Origin of the sequence: Pseudomonas sp. HN2 (assembly GCF_020736465.1) — a bacterium.
In the GTDB taxonomy this organism is placed as follows: Bacteria; Pseudomonadota; Gammaproteobacteria; order Pseudomonadales; family Pseudomonadaceae; genus Aquipseudomonas; species Aquipseudomonas moraviensis_A.
Window position 1 is genome coordinate 1,187,147 of the sequence record NZ_CP085885.1, and the last position, 15,407, is coordinate 1,202,553.

Here is a 15,407-nt window from a genome sequence, read left to right on the forward strand (position 1 = left end):
GCGGCACCGTCGATATTTCCCACGAATCAAAGAGAAGCCTCCGTCACCCCATGCGTATCGAACCTCGCCAACTGCCTGCCACACTGCCTTTTCTCGGTGATCTGCCGCCACTGCTGACCCGGCTTTACGCGGCGCGGGGCGTGCAGTCGGAGGCGGAGCTGGACAAAAGTCTGGCGCGCTTGATCCCGTTTCAGCAGCTCAAAGGCATCGATGCGGCGGTGGACCTGCTGGTGACGGCACTGGAGCAACGCCAGCGCATTCTGATCGTCGGAGACTTCGACGCGGACGGCGCCACCGCCAGCACCGTCGGTGTGCTCGGTTTGCGCCTGTTGGGCGCGGCGCATGTCGATTATCTGGTGCCGAACCGTTTCGAATACGGCTATGGCCTGACTCCGGAAATCGTCGAAGTTGCGTTGACCCGCGAACCGCAATTGTTGATCACCGTCGACAACGGCATTTCCAGTGTCGAAGGCGTCGCGGCGGCCAGGCGCGCCGGGCTGAAAGTGCTGATCACCGACCACCACTTGCCCGGCGATGAACTGCCGCAGGCCGACGCGTTGGTCAATCCGAACCAGCCGGGCTGCGAGTTTCCGAGCAAGGCACTGGCCGGCGTCGGGGTGATTTTCTATGTATTGATGGCCTTGCGCGCGCGCCTGCGCAGCCTCGGCTGGTACGAGAGCAAACCGCAACCGAACATTGGCGAGCTGCTGGATCTGGTAGCGCTGGGTAGCGTCGCGGACGTGGTGCCGCTGGATGCCAACAACCGTATCCTCGTGCATCAAGGTCTGGAGCGGATTCGCGCCGGGCGGGCGCGGCCGGGGATCAAGGCGATCCTCGAAGTCGCCAAGCGAGAGGCGGCGCGGATCACTTCCACCGATCTTGGCTTTATCGTCGGCCCGCGCCTCAACGCCGCAGGACGCTTGGACGACATGAGCCTGGGCATCGAATGCCTGCTCACCGCCGACGCCAATCTGGCCCGGGAAATGGCTGCACAACTGGACGGCATGAACCAGGATCGCAAATCCATCGAGCAGGGCATGCAGCGTGAAGCCCTGGCGCAGCTCAAGGATCTGCCGGTCGAATCGATGCCGTTTGGTCTGTGCCTGTTCGATCCGGAGTGGCACCAGGGTGTGATCGGCATTCTCGCTTCGCGCATGAAAGAACGCTATTTTCGCCCGACCATTGCCTTCGCCGATGCTGGTGATGGCTTGCTCAAGGGCTCCGGTCGTTCGGTGCAGGGCTTCCATATACGTGATGCGCTGAGCGTGGTCGCGGCGCAGCATCCAAACCTGATCGCCAAATATGGTGGTCACGCGATGGCCGCTGGTCTGACCTTGCCGCAGGAGAATTTTCCGCTGTTCGCCGAGGCATTCGACGCCGAAGTGCGTAGGCAACTTCGCGAGGAAGACCTCACCGGGCGCATGTTGTCGGACGGCACGCTGGCCGTCGAAGAGTTCCACCTCGAACTGGCCCGCGCCTTGCGCCACGCCGGGCCGTGGGGTCAGCATTTTCCCGAGCCGCTGTTTCATGGCGTGTTTCAGCTGGTCGAGCAGCGCGTGGTTGGCGAACGGCATTTGAAAGTGGTGCTGAAAAGCGAATGCGGCTCGGTGAAACTCGATGGCATCGCGTTTGGGATCGATCGGGATATCTGGCCGAACCCGACGATTCAGTGGGTCGAGTTGGCCTACAAACTTGACGTTAACGAGTTTCGTGGCAACGAGACTGTGCAGTTGATGATTGCTCACATCGAACCGCGCTGACGCCATTCGCGAGCAGGCTCGCTCCCACAGGTACGGTGCAGTTTTGTGGGAGCGAGCCTGCTCGCGAAAGTGTCCTTTCACACACTGAATTACTCTGAACCCTCCGTCATTCCCGGTTGTCGACTAGGCTCTAAGCACTGCTTGATTGGCCTTGTGACGTCTTGTCGAATTTTTGCCCGCGGGGGCGGGTGCTGCACCCTTTTTCTGTCACTCGTCGACTTTTCAAACAGAACCCTGGAGCCTGCCCACTGATTCGAGAGGTGCCCCATGAGTCTGCTGCTTGAACCCTTTACCCTTCGCCAACTGACCCTCCCCAACCGCATTGCCGTGTCGCCGATGTGCCAGTACTCCAGCGTCGACGGCCTGGCCAACGACTGGCATCTGGTGCACTTGGGCAGCCGCGCGGTGGGCGGTGCCGGGCTGGTTTTCACCGAAGCCACGGCGGTCACTGCCGACGGGCGCATTACCGCCGAAGACCTCGGCCTGTGGAATGACGAACAGATCGCTCCGCTGCAACGCATCACCCGCTTCATCACCGCCCAGGGCGCGGTCGCCGGTATTCAACTGGCCCATGCCGGGCGCAAGGCCAGCACTCACCGGCCGTGGATCGGCAAGCATGGCAGCGTCAAACCCGAAGATGGCGGCTGGACCCCGGTCGGGCCATCGCCGATTGCTTTCGATCCGCAGCATACGCAGCCGAAACAGCTGGATGAAGGACAGATCGCTGAAGTGATCCAGGCCTTCGTCGACGCGGCCAAACGCGCGCTGACGGCCGGTTTCAGCGTGGTTGAGGTACATGCCGCGCATGGCTATCTGCTGCATCAGTTTCTGTCGCCGCTGAGCAATCAACGCCGCGATCAGTACGGTGGTTCGTTCGAGAATCGCATCCGTCTGGTGCTGCAGGTCACAGAAGCGGTGAGGGCGGTGTGGCCGGAAGAACTGCCGGTATTCGTCCGCGTTTCGGCGACCGATTGGGTTGAAGATGGCTGGAATCCGGATGAGACCGTGGAGCTGGCGCGGCGTCTGCACACCCTTGGCGCGGATCTGATCGACGTGTCGTCGGGCGGGACTGCGGCCAACGCGGAGATTCCGGTCGGGCCGGGTTATCAGACGCGCTTCGCCGAGCGTGTACGCAAGGAGTCAGGCATTGCCACTGGCACTGTCGGAATGATCACCGAGCCTGCGCAGGCCGAGCACATTCTGCGCACCTGTCAGGCCGATATCATTTTCCTCGCCCGCGAGTTGCTGCGTGATCCGTACTGGCCGCTGCACGCCGATGATGATCTGGGCGGGCGCAAGGCGGTGTGGCCGGCGCAGTATCAGCGCGCGACCCATCGCGATCAGCCGATTCATGAGTCTGATTTGCGCGATTGATCGAAGGCTGGAAAGCAAAAGCCCCGAGCCGGTGATGGTCGGGGCTTTTCTATTCGGCACAAGTTTGCGATGTCAGGCGGGCCTCTTCGCGAGCAGGCTCGCTCCCAAAATAGGAATGCTGACCCCTGTGGGAGCGAGCCTGCTCGCGAATGACGCCAGAACAGCCGCCTTAGAACCTCAAGGATATTTACGCTTGTCCGGCGCCGGCGGGAAATACTGGTACAGCCAGGTCTCGCTCAACGTGCGATCGTTGGTGCGAATGAACAAGCGCAGTTCCACTGGCTCGACGCTGTCATTGGTCGGGTACCAATCGAACAGAATCCGATAACCCTTGATGTCATCCAGCACCAGCACGCTGAAGTCCTGCACCTTGCCGTTGGAGCAAGTGATCACGGGCTCGATCCCGGTGCCCTGTGGCAGGCGCTCGAGGCCGCCACCGGTGAAGTCCACGGCAAAACGCCGGGCCCAGACCGGCGGGTAGTGCTCACCCGGCGCCCAGCCCTCGGTGAAGCCGCCCATGCCCGAACGCGTCGCGTGCACCCGTGCCAGTGGCGTGCCCACCGGTGGCAGTGCGCTCCAGTACAGCTTGTAACCGTAATTCAGCGAATCACCGGCAGCCACTGGTTTCTTCGGCGTCCAGAACGCGACGATGTTATCCAGCGTCTCGCCGGTTGTAGGAATTTCCAGCAGATCGATAGAGCCTTCGCCCCAGGCGGTTGTAGGTTCTACCCACAGGCTCGGGCGTTTGCTGTACCAGTCGACAGTGTCCTGATAGTTGGCGAATTCGTGATCGGTCTGCACCAGGCCAAAGCCCTTCGGGTCCTTGTCGGCAAATGCGTTGAATTGCAGCGTCGCCGGGTTGTTCAACGGACGGCAGATCCACTCGCCATTGCCGCGCCACATGGCCAGGCGATCGGAGTCGTGGATTTGCGGGTGAATGGTGTCGCACATGCGCCGTTCGTGGGTGCCGCAGCTGAACATGCTGGTCATCGGCGCCACGCCGAGTTGCTCGATGGTGGTTCGAGCGTTGATGTGCGCGTCGATTTCCATGACCACGCGCTCGGCCTGGCAATCGATGTCGAAGCGATAGGCGCCTGTGGCGCTCGGCGAGTCGAGCAGGGCGTAGACCACAAAACGCGTGGCGTTTTTATCCGGCGTTTCGAACCAGAACTTGGTGAAGTCGGGAAACTCCTCGCGCTTCTTAGCGTAGGTGTCGATGGCCAGGCCGCGTGCGGAGAGGCCATATTGGCCAGTGGCGTCGACTGCGCGGAAATAGCTGGCGCCGAGAAACGACACCACGTCATGGCGATCCAGCTCCGGCGCCTTGAACAGTTTGAAACCGGCGAAACCCAGGTCGCCCTTGAGCTGCTGGGTGTCGACCGAAGTGTTCTCGTAATTGAACAGCGCCGGACGGAAATGCACTTCGCGAGCCATGCGTGTCTTCGGATCAACGCTGTACATGCGCACCGGTTGACGGAAACCCATGCCGACATGGAAGAACTGTACGTCCAGCTGGCCTTTGTTCTCCTTCCACAGGGAATGCTCGCCGTCGTAGCGGATCGCGTTGAAATTCTGTGGAGTCATTGTCGCCAGGGTCGGCGGCAATACCTGTTTCGTATCCTGATAGGCATTGCCGGCGAGCTGCTTGGCCTGACGCTTCAACGACTCGAAATCGAAGGCCTGAGCCTCGCCATCGGCGGCGCCACCATTGGCCGCCCAGGCGCGAGCGGCCAACAGGCCCGACGCGGAAAGACCGGTATAGGCCGCAATGGCCATGGACGCTTTGAGCAAATTCCTGCGGTGCATAAATACAACCTGTCGTGTGCAATCCCGCGCCTTTCCTGGCACGTGTCGGATCGGAAATTACGGTTCGGTCATGCCTTCGGCCAAACGCAACGGACTATAAACAGATGCCCGCTAGCTTAATCGGTTCGATTGTCGGGCAAAAAGGGTTGTTTGCACCGTGTCATCTGGCAATGAAACAAGACATGTCTGTAATTTTTCTGACAGGGCTCTCTGATTTAGAGGGCATATCTGCTTTTTTCGATTAATTACTCTAAAAACCACTTTTCAACGCCGATTTAATTCCTATTCTATGGGCAAGACCGGATACAAGCCTTCGTGCCGGCGGGGCACACGACGCTGCTCGAAGAGGCAGGGCGATGTGAGGTTCAGCAGTTTCTTGACTCAATAGAGAAGGACATCGTCCATGGCAAAAATACAAGGCATCACCGAAATGTTAGGCATCTTCCCTTGCTTGGGCGGCGGGCGCAGAAGACGCCGCCTCAACTCCGAGGAACTGAAACTGGTGGAACGTTATCGAGAGCTGTCAGAGAGCGATCGGATCGCCATGCGCTATCTGGTGGATGCGATGCGCAGTGTTTCGCGGTTTTAGCGCTGAAGCAGTCACCGTGAAAGCCATTTGGCTTCCACGGTGGACGGATAAATCAACCTGACCTGTGGCGAGGGAGTTTGCTCCCTCGCCACAGTTTTTTGGCAGCAGCGGGATGATGCCGTAGGAAATGGGAGTTTTTCAGGAAGGTCGTATCTGTAGGAAATGCCTGTTTTTGTGCAGGCATCAGCGTGACCACCCCTAGCAGGTGTTTTTTCCGTTATTTGTTTGATCTTGCGCGTCGCTGCAGATGCTCGGCCCTTGGTTTCAGGGCTTAAGAGATTGTCATGAATAACGGAGAATTCGATGAAAGTATCCCTCAAGCAGATCAACGGCCCTTGGGATCAGGGCTGGGCAACGATGATCGCGGACACCCATGTTTCGATGATCAGCGTACCGAGATAGGTGAGGCAACCTACCAGCTCAAGTACCAGAAGGATTGGAACCAGGTCGGCCCACTTGCTCAAGCCGTAGCGACGAATGTGTCCCCAGACTGGACCAGGTCGGGTTTGTAGTGCCTATGCCAGCTTCGAATATCCGTCAGCGACAACCGGTGACTGAGGTTGCCCTGGCGTTGGGACGAATCATCGGGCGGCCGGTTTTTTCGGATTTGCTCAGAAAGGCGGCGACGGGAAAGTCGCTCAAGGATCTGCATTCCAAAGCAGAGAAAGTTGCTGCGATTGGAAACAGTTTTAGCATCAATGATGAAATCACTACTGACGGGCGCTGGAATGTTTTGGTAGTAGATGATCTGTTTGATAGTGGGGCGTCGATGGACGCGGCCTGCGCCGTTTTACGTAAATATCCAAAGGTCGGAAAGATCTACGTAGCGGCACTAACCTGGAAATGAACTCAATGACCACTGTATTTATTGCTGGCTCTATCAACATCAAGAACCTTGATCCTAAGGTTAAAGAGCGCATCAATAATATCGTTGCGTCTGATTTTGAGGTGGTGGTGGGTGATGCGGGTGGCGCTGATAGCTCCATTCAGGAGTACCTGCTGAGTCTCGAAGCTTCCAGAACAACGGTGTTCTGCAGCGGCTCGGTGCCCAGGAATAAACTTGGGCAATGGCCCGCCAGGCCCGTGACCTCAAAACATACCAAGGGATCAAGAGCCTTTTTCACCGAAAAAGACGTGGTCATGGCCGAAGCGGCTGATTATGGCTTGATGATCTGGGATGCCAAGAGTACCGGTACGCTCAGCAATGTCATTGAACTGTTATCGCGAAAAAAGAAGTCTCTTGTATTCGTCAACAAGGAAAAGCAATTCAAAGTGGTCGGAGATGTCAGCCAGCTCGAGGAGTTGATTGCAGTCATGTCCGACCACGCCAGGCAAAAAGCCAACGAAAAAATCAGGCTGTTCGATCGTATTTCCTTGTTGAAACACGATCAGGCAGAGCTTTTGTTTTGATGATGCTTTTCGGGTTCTTATGATTTCGGCAGAGTGTGGTAGCCGGCGCGAAGGGCGTTGGCGACGCACCCGAAATACCCCCCGGGCCGGAAGACCAAAATGACGGTTTGACGCAGCGTAAGCAGCAGACGTTAACCGTCGTTGGTTTGATTGATTGGCTGTACATCCCACACGGCTGCTGGTTGAGCAACATCTCGAAGCACACTCGCGGGGCGGGTTCGGGCACTTTCGAACTAGGCTGAGGGCCTTAGATCCGGATAACCCTTGTTTGGAGACGGAACATGAACACCCGTGGATTGCTCGATCAACTGCTCAAGTCCGGGCAGGAAATGCTGCAGAACAAGACTGGTGGCGCTTCCAACAAGTCGGCTGCCAGCGGACTGGGCGGCTTGCTCGGCGGCTCGTCAGGCTCCAGCGGCCTCGGCGGGCTGCTCTCCGGCGCGGGCGGCGGCGCATTGGCCGCTGGCGCGATGGGCCTGCTGCTCGGCAACAAAAAAGTTCGCAAGGTCGGCGGCAAAGTCGCCATCTACGGCGGCCTCGCCGCGCTGGGCGTGCTGGCCTACAAGGCCTACGGCAGCTACAACGCCCAGAAAGGCAGCGCACCCCAACGCGAACCACAAACTCTCGACCGCCTGCCCCCCGCGCAAGTCGAAGAACATAGCCAGGCGATCCTCAAAGCCCTGGTCGCCGCCGCCAAGGCCGACGGCCACATCGACGAGCGGGAGCGCGAACTGATCGAAGGCGAATTCACCAAACTCGACAACGACCAGGAGCTGCAACACTGGCTCCACGCCGAACTCAACAAACCCCTCGACCCCACCGACGTCGCCCGCGCGGCCAGCACGCCGGAAATGGCGGCGGAGATGTACATCGCCAGTGTGATGCTGGTGGATGAGGAGAGTTTTATGGAGAAGAGTTATCTGGATGAACTGGCACGGCAGTTGAAATTGGAGCCGGGGTTGAAGGTGGAGTTGGAGAGGCAGGTGCGGTTGGCGGGGGCTTAAAGTTATCGTTTAAAAAAATCGCAGTGTTAGGCTGCGATTTTTTTTCCTGCGGACTGGAGGAAAGCGACAGTTGAGCACGGTTAGAAAGATCTGCTTTTTGCGCCTGTGATCACAGCTGTCTGGCTGCTGCAGGAAGCGCGAATCAAACCTCCTGCCGCCAGGCGGAGAACGTGATTACTGTGCCTTCGTCTGTTCTATTAGTGATTTCTACCTTGTAAGTTCCACCATCAATGTGACCCTCAACCAGTGCTTTGCGCTCGTTGCCGCTGACTTCGGCGTCCTTCGCATGCTGCTGATAGAAGTCGATAACATCCGCATATTCGGTAAAAGTCCTGAGAATGACCTCATATTCATGCTGAGGGCGTCCGGCTATTTTGTCCCAGTCACCGTCAATTGGCGTGTCTTCCATACCCGGTGTCGTAAATACACCGTGAGCGCCAGCGCCAATCAGGTGAGCTTGCTGCGGAAGCAATGCCAGCATCGCTTTTGGAAAATCGGACGGTAATTGAGCCGCAGTCCAGGCTCCCTGTTTCGGCTGAGTCACGATGTACTCAACGTGGGCAATCTTCTGCGCGGCGGCTCGGCGTTCTGGGTCATCACTCTCCGCCCACAGCGCCATCATAGGAGGCAGTTGCTTACTCCAGGGGATCAAAGAGTCAGCGTCAGCCTTCTTGGCGCCTTCTGGCTGGAAAATAGTCAGCACTGTTTCCGGCGCATCGTTACAAGTCAATGCTTCCTCACGAGACTTGACGGTGCAGTGGCCATTGACCAATCCTACGGCGAGCAAATGCCCCTTGTCGTCCAATAGTAATGCGCCGCGCTCAAATCCATTGTTACCGTCGTCCATGGCGGTGATCATTTTTCTGCCGGGAGGCACGCCATCAACAAACGTGGCCATCTGCGAATCGAGCGCTTCAAGAACCTGCTGCACGATCATCGTATTGTCATTGGTGTAACTTCCGGTTTGGTACCCAAAAAAATTAACGAGTGCAGAGCGAACCGCCGGGTCTTGGTTGAGCTTGGAAGCCCGTTCTGGACTGGCTTCGTTTGTGAGCAACAAGGCAGTTGTGCCGTCGGGACGTTGTTCGGATCGAAGTGACAGCGCGATTGCGCTTAGGGAGAAGGTGAAGGCTAGAAACAAGGCGAGAGTGCGGCTCAAGTGTTTCAAGATAACAGTCCTTTGGTTATTTAATCCGTGAGAGTGATCGCAGAGATTTGATCGGGTGATTATGCATTGAGCGTAAGTTTTCTGTTTTTTTCATTATTCTTGATTGGGGATTTTAATTTGACAGTGGCCTTGCAGGTCTCAGTATCGCGCCTTCCATGCTTATCAGGCGGCCCAGCAGATTTCTTCGTACAACTAATCAGTCAAGGCTTCCAGAACTCAATTCCTTCCATATGACGCTCTATGTCATCCATGTCATCCTCACCAAGAGTTGAGTCAAAATTTTTGCTGATAATTGTTCTGATTTTTGCTAGTCGCTGAGTTACGTTTTCACCGTCAATGAACTCAGTTGTAGCTTTCCGGTATTCTTCAACCGGTTTGTCGCTATAGTAACTTCCCATTTTATGTAGAGAAATCAAGATGAATTCAATATTTGCGAGTGCTTCCAGAGCATCTTCGCCAGTCAGTATGATTTTTTGTTTTTTTTTCTAACATTATTTTCTCTGATAGGGCATTGCGACAATTGGGGGCGGATTTATTTCAATGGAAAATAAATCTGTCCCTGTATGTCCAGACTGGCTCTTATTGATTTTTATCTGATTTTTTAGCTTTTTCCAAAAGGTTGTACAGCTCTGGATAATAGTCGAATTCTTCTGGCGGCAGTTGGTCAATTATATTTTGTATTTTTTCGGCATATTTTGTTTCAATTGGTGTTTCTGTCCAGTCTAGCTCTGAGGCGGCGGCGATAGATACCTCGATAAATTCGGAGTCAAGAAGTAGTTTTAAAATCTCTATGGCATCTGCTGACCGCAATTCACCCAGTGCCGCAGCACTTCGCTCTTGCCAATATTGCTCCATAGAGAGAATAGTGTCGTGCAAATGTTTCCAATCTTCCGCGTTGAATTTTTTCAATACTCCCTTAGCTACTTGCTCCGTTATGTACTCGTTCCAATTGGAGTCTTCATTCTGCCCAAGCCAGTGATTGTACTCTTCGTAAATTTTGCTGTTCATTCGCTATCTCAACTTAAGTTGATGGTGACATAGGCGCGTCGCCTGCAGGAAATGAAGACGTAATAACTCCGTCGTCCTTTAAAACCTGCCACTTCACACCGTCAACCGTTTTGGTGTGTAGGGTGGTTGTAACGCCGTCAACTTCCCGCATGAATACACCGGGTGTAGCGGCTACTTCATCTGTAACCCAAAGTATCTTGTCGTTGCTCCAGGTTTCTGGGGCTAGTGTATGTTTTCCGCCTTTCTTGGCTGACATACCGACGGTACCGTCTTTTCGTACAAGAACCATTTTGAAGTCTTGAACTTTTATCGTACCGTCTGCGTTTGTCTGTACAACGGTCATTTCGTGTTTTGGGGATTTTAAAACTTCAGAGGAATGCCCCCCAATCGGCTTATTACTGTTCGGGCTGCGCGTGCCGAACAGAATCTTATCTTGCATCTGGGCAGGCAGTGCCCCGGCGTATGGGCGATTATATGGATCAGGTGGCGCTTTTCCTTCGTCGTGTTCAGCTTTTTCCGAATCATCGGGCCTCTTACCTTTAGGTTCGTCCCCTGCGCCAGGACAGGTATTCAGCCCCAACGGATCCACCCACCCCGTTGGGTTAGGCACGTACTGGTAGCTATTCAACCCACCCGCAAGCTTGATCGGATCGGGCGTCAAGAACCGTCCAGTCCCCGGATTGTAGTAGCGGTGGCGGTTGTAATGTAACCCTGTCTCGGCGTCGAAATACTGACCCTGGAAGCGTAACGGGTTATCGATTTCGCTCACATCCAGCGCCGCGAGGTTGCCGTAGGCGCGGTATTTCGCCGACCACATGATCTCGCCGCTGTAGTCGGTGAGTTCCTGCGGCGTTCCGAGGTGGTCGAGTTGGTAGTAGAAGGGTGCCGCTCTAAGCGGGCCCTCTCCATCAAGCATGGCCAAAGGGCGGAAACTGCCCGGTTCGTAGATGTAGCTGCGATAGCGGTTCTCTCCGCTTTCAGCGATGAGGCGTTCGCCTTGCCAGAGGAATTCAATGGTGTGGCCGTCGACGGTTTTCTCGATGCGGCGGCCGAAGGCATCGTATTTGTAGGATGCGGTGCTGCCGCCTGGCAGGCTGACGCCGATCAGGCGGTGTTGGCAATCGTAGCGGTATTCGGTGACGAGTTTTTGTCCGGTGCCGCGACTTTCACGGGTCAGGTTGCCATAGGCGTCGTAATCGTAGTGGCGGTCGCCTTGCATGAGCAGGCGATTGCCTTTGACGTTGGCGAGATTCGCAACGGGCAGGTCATTTTGTCCGAGGAGGTTGCCTGCCGGGTCATGGGCGAAGCTCTCTGGCATGGCGCCGCGCACGCTGATCAGTCGGTCGAGCGGATCGTAGTGATAGCTGCGGTTGCCTTTGCGGCTGTCGTCGATGCCGGCGAGATTGCCGTTGGCGTGGTAGTGGTAGCGACGCTGGAACAGGTTTTTGTCCCGCTGGCTGACGCTGTGTGCTTGCAGGCGGCCCTGTTCATCGTATTGGTATTGGCTGAGTAGCAAGCCTTACTGGCGCTGTTGTTCGCGACCAGCGCTGAATTGGTGGCTGGTCAGGCGTGAACCGTTCAGGTCAATGCCGCTCAGCCGTCCACCGGACGAATGACGGTAATCGAGTTTGCTGCCATCGGGCAAACGGCAGTGCTTGAGTTGGCCGACGCTGTCCGTAGCGCAGAGTGCCCCAGCCCTGGTGTTCTTCGATGAGTCGGTCTTGCAGATCGTATTTATAGGCGAGCGGCCAGTGGCCGTCGTCGACGTTAACGAGGCGACCAAGCGCGTCGTAGCTGTAGTGAATCTCCTCACCATCGGGCAGCGTCTTGACCAGCAAACGGCCGGCGGTATCCCGGTGATATTCGGTGATCAGTTCGCTACCGTCATTGCCGAATTCGGTTTTCTTCAGCAGTTGGCCGTTGAGGTCGTATTCGTACGCGGTGCGGCGGCCGTCGAAGCCGGTTTCTTGTTGAATCAGCCCGTTGCCGTAGTAATCAAGGTGGTAGTGCTCGCCGCGCTCGTTTTCGATTTCACTGAGCAGCAGGCGCGAGTTGTCGTAGCGGTAGCGCAGTTGGCTGCCGTCGGGATTGATGCGGCGGCTGACGAGGTGCAGGTTGTCGGCGTATTCGTAGCGGGTGATGCGGCCGAGCTCGTCGCGTTAGGCGGTGACGCGGCCATACGGATTGTAGGTAAAGGGCTAATGGTGATCGCTTTCTAAGCGCAGATTGAAGGGCTGAACTTTGGATAGTTGTTACCATAATTTCCTATGGTATATTCGAGCTTTGACATGAGCCAGCTTTTGTTGGCTGCGTAAGTTTTTTTATAAATGTTTAACAAGTTTTTAAGGTTTTCCTGTTTAGGGTGTTATATGCGTGATTCTCTTGAAGATTCAGTAGGTTTTTGAGTTATGTGTTGCGTCACAAACCCGAGGTAATTGGCTTGCTGTTGGATGTTGAGGGGTGGGCAAGTATAGAAGGCTTAATCAAAGAAGCGGAGAGTGTAGGAAAGTTTTTAAGCTATGAAACTATTAGTAATATTGTATCGCGCAGTGATAAAAAGCGTTTCGAGAGATCCGAGAATGGGGCAAATATTCGAGCTGTACAGGGGCATTCGTCAGAATCGGTTAAGCGAAAATACTCTGCACTTCAGCCTCCTGATTTTCTATATCATGGCACGGCCACACGCTTCCTAGATTCTATTCGGAAGAAAGGACTGTTGCATGGAGCCAGGCATCATGTTCATCTGACCGAAAATGAGGTATTAGCTCACGATGTTGGGCTACGTTACGGTAGGTCTGTAGTTTTACGTATCAAGAGCTATCAAATGTTTTTAAATGGCTTTAAGTTCTTCAGGGCGGAGAATGATGTTTGGCTAACTTTGAAAGTGCCGCCAGAATTTATAGATATGTGGGATTGAATTATTTTTCTGTAAGCATATCTATTCCTCTTGGTTCCACTCGGCGTGCATATCAGTGGCACTTCTTAGCCAGTCAGTAAAACGGGGGTACTCGTTATGTAGCTCCCACCCTTCGGATGCGTATGCATGGATTATTAAAATTTTTGGATCGCCAGAGAGATCTTCGCCATCAAAACATGCAATATCATCATTCGCGCTGAATTTGGCAAATGGTACCAGCGTGCGCTTGGGATAGAGCTCTTTCAATTTATTATGCCAACTGTTGATTTTTCCCTCTTTGTATACAAGTAACCACCATGGCTCAATGTCAATTTTCGGTTCTGCTTGTGCAAACTCGACAAATCTTTGCGGGAAAGGGTAGTTGGGTAGTTTGTCAATATCTAAATATAAGTTCATTTTTGTCCCGTCAGCTTGGGTAGTTCGTGAGATCCATATGGATTTTCGTTGCCAAATCTCTTAGGTTTTTGCTTCTGAATTCTAAGTTGCAATGCTTCTCCCCAGATATCAGGCGTTACATCATTGACTTCGAATCGCTCTTTATTACTTTGAGATAGCGGATCGTCCATCTTCCATTCTCTAGCTTCTACCTTGATACCCGCCTCGCGTGCGGCACGCACTCGAGTGTTATCCATACTGGTAAGATGACCATCAGGCATGCGCACTACATCAATAGGCTCGCCCTGCCAACCTTCCTTTTCATCGAGCTTACAAGATCATCGTAACTAAAGTTTTCGCCGGTAGCCCTGTCAATCTTATTATAAGAAACACTATTTTGGGAAAAGCGAACTTCGTTGGGATTTATCGATTTAACTATTGGACACGCACCTGGTTTGCAACTCAGCCCCAACGGATCCACCCACCCCGTAGGGTTAGGCACATACTGGTAGCTATTCAACCCACCTGCAAGCTTGATGGGATCCGGGGTCAAGAACCGTCCAGTCCCCGGATTGTAGTAGCGGTGGCGGTTGTAATGTAAGCCTGTCTCGGCGTCGAAATACTGCCCTTGAAAACGCAGCGGGTTATCGATTTCGCTGACGTCCAGCGCCGCTAGGTTGCCGTAGGCGCGGTATTTCGCCGACCACATGATCTCGCCGCTGTAGTCGGTCAGTTCCTGCGGCGTGCCGAGATGGTCGAGTTGGTAGTAGAAGGGTGCCGCTCTAAGCGGGCCCTCTCCATCAAGCATTGCCAACGGGCGGAAGCTGCCCAGTTCGTAGATGTAGCTGCGATAGCGGTTCTCTGCGCTTTCAGCGATGAGGCGTTCGCCTTGCCAGAGGAATTCAGTGGTGTGGCCGTCGACGGTTTTCTCGATGCGGCGGCCGAAGGCGTCGTATTTGTAGGATGCGGTGCTGCCACCCGGCAGGCTGACACCGATCAGGCGGTGCTGGCAGTCGTAGCGGTATTCGGTGACGAGCTTCTGGCCGCTGCCACGGCGTTCACGAATCAGGTTGCCGTAGGCGTCGTAGTCGTAGTGGCGGTCGCCTTGCATCAGTAGGCGATTACCTTTGACGTTGGCGAGGTTGGCTGTGGGCAGGTCATTTTGTCCGAGCAGGTTACCCGCTGGGTCGTGCGCGAAGCTTTCTGGTGTGGCGCCGCGTACGCTGATCAGTCGGTCGAGCGGATCGTAGTGATAGCTGCGGTTGCCTTTGCGGCTGTCGTTAATGCCGGCGAGGTTGCCGTTGGCATCGTAGTTGTAGCGACGCTGGAACAGGTGTTTGTCCCGTTGGCTGACGCTGTGCGCTTGAAGGCGGCCCTGTTCATCGTATTGGTATTGGCTGAGTAGCAGACCTTGCTGGCGCTGTTGTTCGCGACCAGCGCTGAATTGGTGGCTGGTCAGGCGCGAGCCATTGAGGTCGATGCTGCTCAGGCGCCCACCGGACAAATGACGGTAATCGAGCGTGCAGCCATCCGGCAGACGGCAGTGGCTGAGTTGGCCGACGCTGTCGTATTCGTAGCGCAAGGTGCCCCAGACTTGGTGTTCCTCGATGAGTTGGTCTGCAAGTCATATTTATAGGCGAAAGGCTAACGACCGTCGTCGACGCTGGCTAGTCAACGCGAGCTCGTCGATCCATTAAATTTTTACTTTATTCAATGTATGGTCTAACGCTTTTTCAAGATCGGCCCAGGTTTTGGCCGTTTCGGTGTATATAGGCGATGCCCAATTTTGATTTGCGATTAATGAGATTCTGAAGGCGCCGTGTTCACTGAATTCGGGATACCAACCAATATCTATTGTTTGCTCGTGCGGGAGTAGCGCTTGCAAAAGATCCTCCCTTAATTCATCTGTAATGAGCGAAATATCCGATCCGACTAGGCTGGATATTTCGTCAAAAGTTATCTTGCCACCAAGTTTTTCTATGTTTTCAAGATTCAT

The 15,407-nt window shown here is 54.9% G+C and carries 14 protein-coding genes and 2 pseudogenes; 7 read left to right on the top strand and 9 right to left on the bottom strand.

Translation table 11 applies throughout. The features are described 5' to 3' along the window. Positions 1–50: 50 nt before the first annotated feature. Complete coding sequence (recJ, locus tag LIS66_RS05090) at positions 51–1,760, top strand: single-stranded-DNA-specific exonuclease RecJ (protein WP_042606923.1); 1,710 nt, start codon at positions 51–53, stop codon at positions 1,758–1,760. Between the two features lie 267 nt (positions 1,761–2,027). Beyond that, positions 2,028–3,134, top strand: coding sequence for an NADH:flavin oxidoreductase/NADH oxidase (locus LIS66_RS05095; RefSeq protein ID WP_041478189.1), 1,107 nt, complete (start codon positions 2,028–2,030; stop codon positions 3,132–3,134). 177 nt (positions 3,135–3,311) lie between these two features. Here LIS66_RS05095 and LIS66_RS05100 read toward each other — a convergent pair whose 3' ends face one another. Continuing rightward, the gene (locus tag LIS66_RS05100) at positions 3,312–4,940 is read right to left on the bottom strand and encodes a glucan biosynthesis protein D (protein ID WP_064364377.1); all 1,629 of its coding nucleotides are present in this window, start codon (positions 4,938–4,940) and stop codon (positions 3,312–3,314) included. A gap of 403 nt (positions 4,941–5,343) precedes the next feature. Here LIS66_RS05100 and LIS66_RS05105 point away from each other — a divergent pair, with 403 nt between their 5' ends. The 4 genes from LIS66_RS05105 (at position 5,344) to LIS66_RS05120 (ending at position 7,943) form a co-directional block, all read left to right on the top strand. Next, entirely contained in the window at positions 5,344–5,529 is a 186-nt protein-coding gene (locus LIS66_RS05105; RefSeq protein ID WP_016771524.1) for a hypothetical protein, read from the top strand. 550 nt (positions 5,530–6,079) lie between these two features. After that, a complete protein-coding gene (locus LIS66_RS05110) occupies positions 6,080–6,376 on the top strand; it encodes a ComF family protein (protein ID WP_227973754.1) in 297 nt (98 codons plus the stop codon). Between the two features lie 5 nt (positions 6,377–6,381). After that, the gene (locus LIS66_RS05115; RefSeq protein ID WP_227973755.1) at positions 6,382–6,939 is read left to right on the top strand and encodes a hypothetical protein; all 558 of its coding nucleotides are present in this window, start codon (positions 6,382–6,384) and stop codon (positions 6,937–6,939) included. Positions 6,940–7,220: 281 nt separating this feature from the next. After that, positions 7,221–7,943, top strand: coding sequence for a tellurite resistance TerB family protein (locus LIS66_RS05120; protein ID WP_227973756.1), 723 nt, complete (start codon positions 7,221–7,223; stop codon positions 7,941–7,943). A 142-nt stretch (positions 7,944–8,085) separates the two neighbouring features. Here the strand turns inward: LIS66_RS05120 and LIS66_RS05125 are convergent, their stop codons facing one another. The 4 genes and pseudogenes from LIS66_RS05125 to LIS66_RS05145 all read right to left on the bottom strand — a co-directional run. Then, complete coding sequence (locus LIS66_RS05125; RefSeq protein ID WP_227973757.1) at positions 8,086–9,111, bottom strand: hypothetical protein; 1,026 nt, start codon at positions 9,109–9,111, stop codon at positions 8,086–8,088. 200 nt (positions 9,112–9,311) lie between these two features. Next, on the bottom strand, positions 9,312–9,527 hold the full coding sequence (locus tag LIS66_RS05130) for a hypothetical protein (protein WP_253277634.1): 216 nt from the start codon (positions 9,525–9,527) through the stop codon (positions 9,312–9,314). 163 nt (positions 9,528–9,690) lie between these two features. Beyond that, on the bottom strand, positions 9,691–10,119 hold the full coding sequence (locus tag LIS66_RS05135) for a hypothetical protein (protein WP_042606929.1): 429 nt from the start codon (positions 10,117–10,119) through the stop codon (positions 9,691–9,693). Positions 10,120–10,642: 523 nt separating this feature from the next. Beyond that, positions 10,643–12,314, bottom strand: a pseudogene (locus LIS66_RS05145) (RHS repeat-associated core domain-containing protein); the annotation flags it as partial. Between the two features lie 206 nt (positions 12,315–12,520). On the opposite strand from LIS66_RS05145, the gene LIS66_RS05150 reads away from it, so the two are divergent. Further along, positions 12,521–13,036, top strand: coding sequence for an RNA 2'-phosphotransferase (locus LIS66_RS05150; protein ID WP_227973758.1), 516 nt, complete (start codon positions 12,521–12,523; stop codon positions 13,034–13,036). Between the two features lie 21 nt (positions 13,037–13,057). On the opposite strand, the gene LIS66_RS05155 is transcribed toward LIS66_RS05150, so the two are convergent. From LIS66_RS05155 to LIS66_RS05170, 4 genes and pseudogenes are all read right to left on the bottom strand, one after another. Further along, a complete protein-coding gene (locus tag LIS66_RS05155) occupies positions 13,058–13,432 on the bottom strand; it encodes a hypothetical protein (protein ID WP_042606932.1) in 375 nt (124 codons plus the stop codon). After that, positions 13,429–13,653 carry a hypothetical protein gene (locus tag LIS66_RS05160; protein WP_227973759.1) on the bottom strand — a complete coding sequence of 75 codons (225 nt, stop codon included), beginning with the start codon at positions 13,651–13,653 and terminating at the stop codon, positions 13,429–13,431. The genes LIS66_RS05155 and LIS66_RS05160 overlap by 4 nt, the downstream gene beginning before the upstream one ends. 197 nt (positions 13,654–13,850) lie before the next feature. Then, positions 13,851–15,082, bottom strand: a pseudogene (locus LIS66_RS05165) (RHS repeat domain-containing protein); the annotation flags it as partial. Positions 15,083–15,104: 22 nt separating this feature from the next. Further along, a complete protein-coding gene (locus LIS66_RS05170) occupies positions 15,105–15,407 on the bottom strand; it encodes a hypothetical protein (RefSeq protein ID WP_042606934.1) in 303 nt (100 codons plus the stop codon).

What these genes read in the sequence shown, in the direction of transcription:
- recJ (WP_042606923.1), top strand. Translation starts at nt 51, where the DNA reads ATGCGTATCGAACCTCGCCAACTGCCTGCCACACTGCCTTTTCTCGGT.
- LIS66_RS05095 (WP_041478189.1), top strand. Translation starts at nt 2,028, where the DNA reads ATGAGTCTGCTGCTTGAACCCTTTACCCTTCGCCAACTGACCCTCCCC.
- LIS66_RS05100 (WP_064364377.1), bottom strand. Translation starts at nt 4,940, where the DNA reads ATGCACCGCAGGAATTTGCTCAAAGCGTCCATGGCCATTGCGGCCTAT.
- LIS66_RS05105 (WP_016771524.1), top strand. Translation starts at nt 5,344, where the DNA reads ATGGCAAAAATACAAGGCATCACCGAAATGTTAGGCATCTTCCCTTGC.
- LIS66_RS05115 (WP_227973755.1), top strand. Translation starts at nt 6,382, where the DNA reads ATGACCACTGTATTTATTGCTGGCTCTATCAACATCAAGAACCTTGAT.
- LIS66_RS05120 (WP_227973756.1), top strand. Translation starts at nt 7,221, where the DNA reads ATGAACACCCGTGGATTGCTCGATCAACTGCTCAAGTCCGGGCAGGAA.
- LIS66_RS05135 (WP_042606929.1), bottom strand. Translation starts at nt 10,119, where the DNA reads ATGAACAGCAAAATTTACGAAGAGTACAATCACTGGCTTGGGCAGAAT.
- LIS66_RS05155 (WP_042606932.1), bottom strand. Translation starts at nt 13,432, where the DNA reads ATGAACTTATATTTAGATATTGACAAACTACCCAACTACCCTTTCCCG.
- LIS66_RS05170 (WP_042606934.1), bottom strand. Translation starts at nt 15,407, where the DNA reads ATGAATCTTGAAAACATAGAAAAACTTGGTGGCAAGATAACTTTTGAC.